Genomic DNA, 11,399 nt, shown 5'->3' with positions numbered 1-11,399 from the left:
CAGCTAGGATGATGAGCCCCGGAAAATTCGACCAGGATTGCTCGGGTGTTTCGTCTGTACGGAACTTTGGCATGATCGAGCCCTCGAATGAAGTTAAAGCATCGTATCGAGAGTTCGTCGTAGCTTATTGGATTTACCGACCATATCGTCATTAGTCTCCGAGGCTTCTTCAGCGCGAATTCATTCGTCTGCCGAATATTACAAAGTCACACCGAGCCGCTACCGCTAGGTGAGATCAATGGGGATATTGGTTGTAGAGAAGTCGCCCGCGTGCCGATCGCGACCGCTTCTCCCGAGACGGAACCGATAGGATTTTGAGAATGGCCAAGAAGTTAATTGGTAAGGTGGCACTCGTTACGGGAGCAACGTCGGGCATCGGATTAGCTACGGCGAAGCGCTTCGCGAATGAGGGCGCGTTCGTCTACATAACTGGCCGCCGTAGGGACAAGCTGGAAGCCGCTGCCGCTGCGATCGGCGTAAACGCCAGAGGAGTGGTCGGCGACGTAGGCGATCTGGGACATCTCGATGAGGTTATCCAGATCATCAGTGAAGAGCAGGGCAAGATCGACATCGTCGTCCCATGTGCCGCATTCGCTCAGGCTCAGCCCCTTGGCTCTATCACCGAGGAAAGCTTTGATGCGACGTTCGGCATCAATGTCCGTGCCACAATGTTCACCGTGCAGAAGGCTCTGCCGATCATGGCCGATGGCGGCTCCATAGTTTTGATGGGGTCGATCGCGGGAGCCAAAGGAAATGCTGGGCGAAGCGTATACAGTGCCAGCAAAGCGACGCTGCGTTCTTTCGCACGTAGCTGGACCATGGACCTGAAGGCCAGACGCATTCGCGTCAATGTTCTTAGTCCTGGACCAACGGAGACAGCATCGTTTGCCAACACGCCTGCGGAGGCAAAGGCTCGGCTGGCCGCGCAGATTCCGATGGAGCGACTGGCCCGTCCCGACGAGATAGCAAACGCCGTCCTGTTTCTCGCATCCGACGAGGCAAGCTTTGTGACCGGCATCGAGATGTTCGCAGACGGCGGTTTTGCGCAGGTTTAGTGAATTGCAGAAGCCGCTTTTTGAAAGCAATCTCTATGCGTGATGTAAGACAGCGGCACGGTGGCCGATCTGAACGGGTTCGCCGCGCAGTTCGCGGGGTAGCGCGCTCATTGCTCGACGCAAACGCGTCTCGGGACATCTCTGTTATCGAGATCGCCGCGTTGGCGGGAGTTACTCCCTCAACGATCTATCGGCGATGGGGCGACGCGAGCGGTTTGTTTGCTGACGTCTCAATCGACTGGCTGCTAGGTAAAGGTGATCCTCGAGACGCCGATCCGATCCGAAAGGACCTCGAGACGTGGATTTCTGAATATGCTGTGCGGCTCGGCACTCCCCGTGGCCGCGCGGCGATCCGCGATGTGATTGGTGCCAGTCATTCACTGAAAAGCGGCATGTTCGAGCGAGCGGTAGAAGTGATAGAGGAAGTTCTTGGTAGCTATGGGATACGTCAGGACATAAGGCCGCATGCCACTAGAATTGTAGACGTCGTCATTGCGCCTCTTACCTTCAAAGCCTTGGTTGGTGAGAACGAGCTCGTTAGCAAGTCACGCGCGCTAATGGAGGCGGCGATGTTGGTTCCATCGTTCAATCGTTCATAGGCGTTCGTATTGACCTGTTGAGGCGGAGCCCGGGGCTATCTTTCCCAGGCAAAATCATCGCTTGAAGAATTTGTTTTCACCACCTCGCGGCCGGCAACTTGTGACGGACATTGGGCCATATTCGCGGGATGTAAACGCGGACTCAGCCCTTCCAGCAGCTACTCGCTCCACAATTAAACTTAATGCAGTTGTCGCGTTGCTTTAACGAAAGGACAACCTTCAGTGTCCATGTAGTCGGACGTTATCAATCATAAGGACGCACGTCGTTTCTGGCTATGGACTTCATAAACAAGACATTGGAAACTCTCTTCCCGAGAGCCTTTAAAGCCTTTCAACGGGCTGCCCCAATCGTTTCAGTAGCGATCTCTTTTTACACGGTGGCAATATTCCTGACTGCTGCCGTTCTATTTATCATCACTACATGTTTGCTCTTCGCTGACCAAATCCGCGAGCTGTGGCTGCTGGCGTTCGACTTCATTCTCAGCATGTTGAGATGGTTCGTGACTTGGTTTCTAAGCTGGTTGGTTTGGATTTCGTCCATATTGGCAATTCTGGGGCTCGCAACACTTGGGTGGGGGCTATGGACGTTCATTGACGGCATCCGCACCGAAAACCGAGAGCGAATGCTGAACGGCCTTAAATCAAGCAAAGCACTACTATTCTACAGCGTTTACGCGGGCATCGTTTGTCTGCTTATACGAGGGCAAACGGTACCCGATCTGGAGACAACGCACGCGTTGTATTGGATAGAAACGTGGACCTTCGGAGCGTTTGTGGGAATGATTTTGATCATGCAGAAGATTATGCGGGAGAAGGGCGAGCGAATCTTCGCATCTAAGCCGTTTCTGTAGCGCGGGGCCGAAGTCTGGCCTCGTGCCGAAACATTTCGCGTTCGTCGCAATCCAGCGAAAGTATGTGCGGCCGTCACGCTCCCGATGGCCGCGCGAATAATACGCTATCGCAAAGCTCCGACTTGGTCCGCGGTCAATTGCGATGCCTTGGCTCCAAATCTTGACGTGACATAGTTCGAAACCGCTGCGATTTCGCTGTCACTGAAGGACTTGCCAAATCTCGGCATGTCCAAGCGTCCAGGAGCCGCGGCAATGCCGGTGCCGTGAAGGATGACCTGTGCGACGTTCAGAGCGACTGGGTCGTTGATTGATCGCGCGCCGATGAAAGACGCGCGTTGAGACAGTGAACTGACGCCCGTAAACCCATGGCAGCTTGCACACGCTCCTGCGTATATACGCGCGCCAACCGGCTCTTCGCTTGGAGGAGTGCTTGGGAACGCGGGCTTGAGCTTCAAGGCCGGCATTTCTGGGGACGACGTCCCGGGCACCGTTTTGAGATAGGTCACGATGGAGAGGATGTCGCTGGCCGTGAGCTTGCTGAGGCTAAGGTCTATTGCCTCTGCCATGGGACCTGATGCGGTGCCATGGCCTTCGACGTGGGCTGTCGACAAATACGTCGCGAGCTGTTCATCAGTCCAAGCGCCAACCCCCGAAACGTCATCCGACGTAATGTTGAACGCTCTCCAACCATCCGCCACGGCTCCCGAGAATTTCTCCCCGTTGTCCAAGGCTTGGAAGAGGTTTCTCGGGGTGTGGCAGTCCCCGCAATGCGCCAGGCCTTCGACCAAATATGCGCCCCGGTTCCACGTAGCGCTGTTGGTGGCAATCGGATTAAACCGCTCGTTCGCGTTAAACATCAGCCTCCAGACAGCCATCAGTGCGCGCTGATTGAAAGGAAAACCGAGCTCGTTCTCGGGAGCAATATTCCGAATAGGCGGCAGGGTTGCCAAGAAGGCCCGAATAGCGAGTACATCATCGTCAATCAGATAGGTGTACGATGCGTAGGGGAACGCCGGATAGAGGTTCTTGCCGCCAGGCCCGACGCCCTCATGGACCGCCCGAATGAATTGCGCGTCTGTCCATTTTCCGATGCCCGTTTCGGCGTCCGGCGTGATGTTTGGCGAATAGAGAGTGCCAAACTGTGTTTTGAACGGACGGCCGCCTGCGAAAGGACGTCCTCCTTCAACTGTGTGGCAGGCTTGGCAATCTGCTGCTTGAGTGAGGTATCGACCTCGCTCGACAGGGTCTGTGACGAGTAGGTCAGATCGAGCTCCGGTGATGTGTTCTCCGAACTTAGCTAGCGAGACGCGCTGGCCTTTTGCGAAATCCATCGGTCCGGGGGCGTTTGCAAACCAGCAGAGAACGCCCACACCGACGAACGCCCCGCCTGCGACCAGATAAGCAAGCGTTTTGGCGGCGCGTCGAAGACGAGGCTGTCGGAGGAAGAGACCGGAAGGGTTCATTGAGGCGAGGGTCATGCGAAGGTCACCCCGTGAGCGCCGAAGGGCTGCGATCGTATGCGCTGCCCTGTTGCCTTGAAGATCGCGTTGCCGAGTGCCGAGCCGACCTGGAACACTGCGATTTCACCGAAACTCCCAGGCTTTTCCCCGACGCCAATGAGGTCAATATCCACTTGTGGTGCCTCATTAATCCGCAGCAGCCGGTAGTCGTTGAAATTCTCCTGCTCGGGAGCGCCGTCCCTGATGGTGATCCGCTCATGCATCACTGTGCTCAAGCCGAACAGAAGCCCGCCTTCCAGGTTTTGGCGGGCGAGGTTAGGATTGATGACCAATCCGGAATCGCACGCGCAGAACATCCGCTCGACGCGCAAACCCCTCTCGGATTTGGAAAGCTCGACTATCGTAGCTATGCGACAGCCGTAGAACTCGGACTGGTGGTAGGCCACGCCTTGATACCTATCGGCCGGAGGACTGTGCCATTTCGCAAGCTCGGCCGCGCGGGCGAGAACAGCGACACTACGCTGGTCGTTTGCGAGGAGGGACGTTCGGTAGTGCAGGGGATCGATTTTGGCGGTGTAGGCCGCCTCATCGATCATGGTCTCCAGAATAAAGCCGTTGTGGGATTCGTTATTTCCTCGGAAGGCACCGATCCGGACGGGATGTGGGACGTTCACGTACGATCCCGCCTCGTTCGGAATGCCGTAGCTGCTGCCGACTACGCTGAACATGGGAAGGTCCAAGGGTTTCATGGCGTCGTAGAAGGTTGGAAAGAGAGCCTGCCATAGCCCGTCGCAAGCAATTTTCGCCTCGTAGGTTAGGGGCATTCCGTTGTCGCCCAGGCCTAGCTTAGCCCTTCCCAACAGTGATGTCCGATGCTGATCAATCCTCAGGTCTTCCTCACGCGTCCAGACCACTTTGACGGGTCGCTGGAGAGCTCGGGAAAGAAGCACCGCCTCGGTGACATGCTCAACTCCAGACCTCCGGCCGTAATCGCCTCCCTGGAACTCGTTGTGAAGGATAACCGTGGCGGGATCGATGCCGAGTGCGGCCGCAGCAAAACCCGCATCCAGCGTCGAGGATTTCGTGGAAAGCCAGACCTCGCAGCTGTCTCCAACGACGGATGCGGTGCAAGACACCGGCTCCATGCAGGTGTGCGATAGAATGGGGAGATGGAACTCGCCCTCTATAAATGTCTTCACGAGCTTCGAGCCTGCAACGACATCGCCATGGGAGCCGGGTGTCGCCACTCCTGGCTTGTCTAGCGCCGCGCGGAGTGATTTGTTGATATCTTCGCTGGACAGTCTGTCGTGCTCGTGCGGCTCGTAGGTCTCGGTGACCTCGGCCAAAGCTTTCACCGCTTGCCAATAGTGGTCGGCGACGACGGCGACTCCCTGGGGGATTGCCATGACAAGGCGGACCCCCGGCATTCCCTTGGCCAGGCCGTCATCGATCGAAGCCACCTTCGATTTGTATGACCTCCCGTGGCGCACTGCGGCATAAAGCATCTCGTTTACATCGGCGTCGAAACCGTAACGGGCTTTTCCGGTCACCTTGAGCTTGGCATCAAGGCGACTGAGCGGTTGTCCGATCAGCGGCATCTCGGCCAAAGATCGCAAGGGAACATCCGTGGGCATTTGCAATCGGGCGGCGTCGGCGGCAAGATCGCCAAACGACAACCGTTTTCCCGAGGGTAGGTGGACAACGAACGTGTCGATCGCGGCGCATTCTGTTGTCGCCACAGCCCACTGTGCGGCAGCCGCGCTGATCAGCATCTCCCTTGTTGTTGCGGCCGCCGTTCGAAGGGTCCCAAAAAATCCAGAGATCGAAGAACTGCCAGCCGTCAGGATCAGCCCCTTGTAGAGGACCGGATTGATGTATTCGGGGCGGCGTTCCGTGGTGAATTGGTAGCGCATCGATGGCCACGCAGCGCCAAGCTCGGCTGCGATGATTTGGGTCATCCCGGTGGAATTTCCCTGGCCGCCTTCAGTTTGCGCGAGAATTGCCGTGACCGTATTGTCGCGGTCGATCGAGATAAACCCATTGAAATTGGTGGCATCAGATGCCTGTCCTTGCGCCCAGACCGCTCTGGTGGGTGTGGTGAACGCGATGATGAACGCCGCGGCGCTCATGCCCTTGAGGAGCGATCTACGAGTGGCCAACACGTTGAGGTCGGCGATGGCTTCAGTCATTGCCAGTTTCCTAACCGAGAGCCGCTGCCGCATCGATGATGGCGGCGCGGATGCGTGGGTAAGTGCCACAGCGACAGATATTCCCGCTCATGGCGTTATCGATATCGACAGGAGTAGGGGCGGGGATTTCCGTCAGGAGTGCTACAGCGGACATGATCTGGCCGGACTGGCAGTATCCGCACTGGGCCACGTCGTGCTTCAGCCAAGCCGTTCTGACGGCTTCGGCGACTGGACCCGAGACCGCTTCGATGGTCGTGATTTTCGAGCCCCTGACATTCGAAATCGGAAGCGAACATGACCGAACGGGCCTCCCATCCAAGTGGACAGTGCATGCACCGCAAAGGGCGGCACCGCATCCGAACTTGGTCCCTTTGAGCTTCAAGAAATCGCGAAGGGCCCAAAGGAGGGGCATGTCCGTGTCCACTCCCTCGATCGAGTGGTTACCGTCGTTGACGTTGATTTCCATCGATAGCTCCCGGAGTCATTACCGAGCGCTATGTGATCATGCGGGAAGGAAAACCGATTGGATGTTTCATCCAGATTGAAGCAGGTTGGACTAATCTTATGACGCTTACCGGAGGCCGCCAGGCTGGCGCTTACTTCAAGCCCAAGAACGCGTCGGGCGGGATTTTGTCGCCGAACAATGTCTTGCCACGCTTCGTCCTGAATTTATTTATGCGCGACTTCATCTCTGGGATGACGCTCGGAAAGAATGCTCGAAATGCAGAGCCTTCTGCATTGGATGATTGTTTCCATGCTTCGAACCGGACGTCCACAATCTTTAAGAATTGGACGGACGCTTCCCAGAAGGCTTCAGGCTCGTTCGCCGACTGCATCCTTTGGAACCACGTCTGCGCCCATGCATTGCGATCGTAGGCGTTTTTGGCCGCCTTGCGCGCCACGCCAACGTATCCTCTGGCGTCGGCGTAACGATCTATGATCGCGCTGGGTTGCGGATCGACATCGCAGTAGCCCGCCAGCGTTATCGCTCGGCAAAGATCGGCCGGGTGTCCGGTCGATTCCAGCTCAACGATAACATCGTGAACGATGGCCCTACTATCATATTTGTGGGCTAACGCGACCTCGTCCGAAAGTTCTGCATCGAGCGCAAGCCTGCGCAGGCGATTCTTGCAGATATCGGCGACAGCGGGCTGCGGTGAACGTTTCCAAAGAGCCGCGGGCAGGGATTGCAGTGTTCCGTGGCCTTCGACCTGTTTGAATGTTGAGCTGATGTTCAGGGCCCGAACTACCAAGTCGGCTGCGTCACGAGAACCACGGGCCGCGAGCGCCACAGCGAGCAATGTGGCGAAATGCTGGACCTTCCCCACGAGCGGATCGACGGCTGCCTGCAATACACCCAGCCACTTTGCGGCTCGGACGGGGTCAGCATTGACCACTGCCTCCACACCCTCAAGCGTCATCCCGGCGATTAGCAGGCCTGAGTCGGCCTCAACTACCTTCTTGAAGTATGCCTTGAAGGTCTCGTAAGCACGCTTCTGTCTATCCAAGTACGCCTCAGAGCTTCTCGATATGGTTAGACGCGACAGCCCGTCGTCGTTGTTTTCCACCCGAGCGGAGACCGAATAGATCGGCGGCTTGGCGTCGTTGGCACTGACAGTCGTCAAGGTTAGTTCCGGAAGCTCCTCCGGAAACTCGAACTCGATCGAATGCGCGAAGACCGGGTCCAGTAGCTCTGCGACAACTGTAGCGAGCTCAGCGCTGGCCGCCGCGGCGAAACCAAACTGCCCGATGTCTATGCGGCTCAAGGCTTCTTGAGCGGGAACGAGCCCCTCTGTGGCTGCTGAGACCAGAGCCATCGAGCCAAACCAGCGCTCAAACCCATTCTTCACTTCCCCAAGCTTCGTCGCGCTCCAACCGCTCTCGACGACCAGCCGCAAAAGCTCCGGATCGCCTGAGTTTGCTATCAATCCTAAGGCATTGCTCCTCGTGACTGCATGTTCGGCGTCCAACATCTGCCCAATGATCTCCTTGGATCGCGGTGTGAGATCGGGCCGTGTGTATTGCAGAGCTCCGAGTACCATCGACTGAGCGATGTTATCGCCGCTGGCCTGAACAAGCTCCAACATCTCCTGGGTTTTGGTGGCGCTCGGTTTCCCCATCGCCTGCAGGATATCTAGGAGGATCGTCTTTCCTCGCACCTTTGACACGGCCTCCAGCTGATCGTCGGGCGTAAGGTGTCCTATTGCGATATGGATGGATTGTTGGGCAACTAGCCACGCGTCGCTCTCGCCGGGTTCATCCGTAATCCCCGCCGTCTCCTGTTGACCCGCCGCGAGCAATGCGGAAACCTGGTCAGGTGTGAGGAGCGCGCTGTGGGGAAGCAGGTCCAAAACTGCGAACCTCCGATCGTCACCCTGTCTCGACAAAATGCTTTCGGCAAACGCACGATGGACCTTGATGGCGACATTCGGTACGAAGCGCGCCACTCCTGTCCGAGCCATTTCGAAAAAGCCGTCTTCAGCGCTCTGGCCAGCATGAGTTTTTAGATTGTCGGCGATGAGTTCGTCGTACTGCACGGCCGTGCCGAGTACATTTCTTGGGCGTGAGGTATTCGGATCGCACGGGTCGGCAGCACAGTAGCTCTCTAACAGCGACCAATCTTCGAAAGTCGGTCTATCACGAGTGAGCCACGTCGCGAGGTCCTCCGCGACAGCGGCGTCCGCGACGTCCCCCGTGGCTCTCAGGAGTTCCACCTTAGCCCATTTGCCAACTTTGGACGTTGCCTCGTCGGCGAGCTTTGCGATTTCGACGTGAAGTGCCGAGTGAGTTGCTGCCCAGTCGTTCGGATTGAATCGGATGAGCTGTCGAAATTCTTTCTCGGGAGCGTCGAACGACGGGGATAAAGCGTCAGCGAACGCCCACCTCGCGAAAGCATTCGCATAGCGCGCCAAAGGTCCGCCTGCTGCCAAGTAGAATGCCGCTTGGTGCAGCCGGCCGTACCTGGTTCGCGGAAAAGGTCGCAGATGATCCCGTTCGAACTCGCGCTCCAACGTCGTGAGACTAGCAACCTTCAGCTGAAGCTTCTCGACTTGTTTTGCTCGTTCTGCCTCGGCTTCTGGCGTAGCTTCCCGCTCCATCGAACGATGCATCATTCGTTCGGGGTTCAGCGAAATAAGGGAAAGCCACTTCTCGATCGACGAATTGATAATGTCCGACACCAGCGGATCGTCACGGTACTGAAGCAACGCTTGCATAAGCTCATCCACCCGACGAGGCTGGAAATCTAGGGTGTAAGCGCGCTCGGCGGCATCCGCGAAGGCCTGCGGCGCTTGTCGAGCCAACGCAGTGAACACGCGCTTACCTTCCTCAGTAGCATTCTGCATCGATACGAAATGTTCAACGAGCGCGGCGCTGACGTTGGGGTCCACGCTCGGGTCGAGGCAGGCAATCTGGGACGCGAGGGCCAACATGTCCGCTGTTTCATCGAGCGCATCGATTGGCTCCAAAATACGCGACAGCTCGTCGGCAGGAGAACGGCCCGATCTGACCTCGGCCTCAAGTCGATCAATCAGCCAAAGCGCCAGACCGATATTTAGACCGTCGGGCTTGATCGAGTAACGGGTGTGGTCTGTCTTGATGGGCTCGAAGAAACGAGATGATGCGACAGCCGCGAGGTCTCGTTCCTCTTTGATGTTGAACACCTCGATGTCATCGCGCTGCTGGCTCTGGCGTCGGGCGATCACCTTTTCGGCAAGGGATCGCAGCACTATCGCGAATTCTTCGCCTGATATGTGCGTCGTACCATTGTTCCTGGCTTGCCGCATGTGCTCGAACATTAGGCGCTCAACGCTAAGCTCCTGGAAATCTTCGATGTGATTGCTGGCCTTCAATGCGAGCGCTATCGCAAGTATGCGGGGATTCCTCAGCGACTGTAGTACCACCGGAGCGATGTCGCCGATCTCGATCCCCGATGACGCCAGGAGTGTCCGTACTTCATCGACCGTCCACGGTTCGACGCGGACCGCAGTCACAGACGAAAGCAAAGACTTCGACAACGCTGACCAGTGGGTGAGGCGGGTGGTCAAAACCAGGCAGCCCCCCAGTTCCTTTATCTGAAAGGCGATGTGATCGATCAGACGTGGCCAGTCTGTTGCGCCGGTTTCGTTGAGGCCATCCAGGACCAACGTGATCCGAACATTCTCCGGCGAGCTATTCGCGCGCCACCCTGCAAAACGTCGTTTCCAGAAGTGCTTGAGCCTGTCGTCACTCGAAGCTCCGCCGCTTTGATGTATAACTCGGTCGACAAGCCACTTATCGAAGTCCTGGAAAATTTCGTGGAACTGCAGATCGGCCGAGTTCACGACCGTGAGAATCGAGCGCCGTTCCGACGAGAGCCAAGCCTGGACTGCAAGCCAGGATTTCCCGACCCCTTCGTTTCCAATGACGGCATAAAGGTCCGTGGCAGGACGCCCAGAGAACGCGTTCGCTAGCCGCACTTCCTCCTTGCGTTGCAGCGGGAGCAGGCGCGAGGCGTCCAACGGCGTCAAAACCTGACGGAACGCAGAATTTGCACGAATCTTATTCGAAAGCGCTTCCCGCATCCACGCGTCGTTCCGGACCTTTGCGTGCTGGTGACGTTTCTCAGGGGACAAGAGGTTTGCTCTCAGGGTGCGGTGTAGCTCCTCGAAGTCGGGATGTGCCTTGAGATGGTCAATGGCCGCCTTTGCCGGAGCAACGAGACCTGCATGCGCGACGTCGAGATTATCGTCCAGAAACCGCTTGGCTTTCTCGGCGCAGGACGCGATCGCGACGGGAAGCATTCCTAATGCTGTATCTGGCCAATCCAAGATTACCGAAATGATCCCGATTTTTTCCGCTGTCTTGGTTACGTCCTGGCCCAACTGGGAGCCAACTTCGCAGGTCGCCGCGAGCACCCACATTTCCAACTGGCTGACCTCATCGTTCATGATGTCGATCAGTTTGGATTTGACCTCCGTCGCGCGCACAGGGTCGCCGTAACGCTTTGCCTCGAAGTAGATAGCGCCGTCGTCGAACGCCGTGTCGCCGTCGCGGCCCCGCTGCGAGCCCGATTTTGCTAGCCTCAATGGTTGGCCGAGTACGTCAGCTAGAACGACTGCAACAAGACCCTCGAATCCCGTTGGGCCGGAAGGAGCAAGCTCAATAAGCGCTGCCTTGAGGTTCTGGTAATGCAGCTGATCTTGAGGCGTCATCATGAATCAGTCTTTGAGTTGGTGAGCCCAAAACAACTAGCGAAGCGAATGGT

General features: G+C 57.1%; 7 protein-coding genes. 3 read left to right on the top strand and 4 right to left on the bottom strand.

Going from position 1 to position 11,399, the window contains the following annotated elements:
- Window positions 1-320: 320 nt before the first annotated feature.
- From QTL95_RS21600 to QTL95_RS21590, 3 genes are all read left to right on the top strand, one after another.
- Window positions 321-1,055: an SDR family NAD(P)-dependent oxidoreductase gene (locus QTL95_RS21600; protein WP_289721961.1), complete on the top strand. Its 735-nt coding sequence runs from the start codon at window positions 321-323 to the stop codon at window positions 1,053-1,055.
- 110 nt (window positions 1,056-1,165) lie between these two features.
- On the top strand, window positions 1,166-1,654 hold the full coding sequence (locus QTL95_RS21595; RefSeq protein ID WP_289721960.1) for a TetR/AcrR family transcriptional regulator C-terminal ligand-binding domain-containing protein: 489 nt from the start codon (window positions 1,166-1,168) through the stop codon (window positions 1,652-1,654).
- 296 nt (window positions 1,655-1,950) lie between these two features.
- Window positions 1,951-2,505: a hypothetical protein gene (locus QTL95_RS21590; protein WP_289721959.1), complete on the top strand. Its 555-nt coding sequence runs from the start codon at window positions 1,951-1,953 to the stop codon at window positions 2,503-2,505.
- A 104-nt stretch (window positions 2,506-2,609) separates the two neighbouring features.
- Here the strand turns inward: QTL95_RS21590 and QTL95_RS21585 are convergent, their stop codons facing one another.
- From QTL95_RS21585 to QTL95_RS21570, 4 genes are all read right to left on the bottom strand, one after another.
- Complete coding sequence (locus QTL95_RS21585; RefSeq protein WP_289721958.1) at window positions 2,610-3,983, bottom strand: cytochrome c; 1,374 nt, start codon at window positions 3,981-3,983, stop codon at window positions 2,610-2,612.
- Window positions 3,980-6,154, bottom strand: coding sequence for a xanthine dehydrogenase family protein molybdopterin-binding subunit (locus QTL95_RS21580; protein ID WP_289721957.1), 2,175 nt, complete (start codon window positions 6,152-6,154; stop codon window positions 3,980-3,982). Before QTL95_RS21580 ends, QTL95_RS21585 begins: the two co-directional genes overlap by 4 nt.
- Before the next feature lie 10 nt (window positions 6,155-6,164).
- Window positions 6,165-6,620: a (2Fe-2S)-binding protein gene (locus QTL95_RS21575; protein ID WP_289721956.1), complete on the bottom strand. Its 456-nt coding sequence runs from the start codon at window positions 6,618-6,620 to the stop codon at window positions 6,165-6,167.
- A 130-nt stretch (window positions 6,621-6,750) separates the two neighbouring features.
- Window positions 6,751-11,349 carry a hypothetical protein gene (locus QTL95_RS21570; protein ID WP_289721955.1) on the bottom strand — a complete coding sequence of 1,533 codons (4,599 nt, stop codon included), beginning with the start codon at window positions 11,347-11,349 and terminating at the stop codon, window positions 6,751-6,753.
- Window positions 11,350-11,399: the final 50 nt, after the last annotated feature.

The organism is Rhizobium sp. S152 (assembly GCF_030380735.1).
GTDB lineage: Bacteria > Pseudomonadota > Alphaproteobacteria > Rhizobiales > Rhizobiaceae > Rhizobium.
This window is presented reverse-complemented; position numbering and strand designations above follow the sequence as displayed.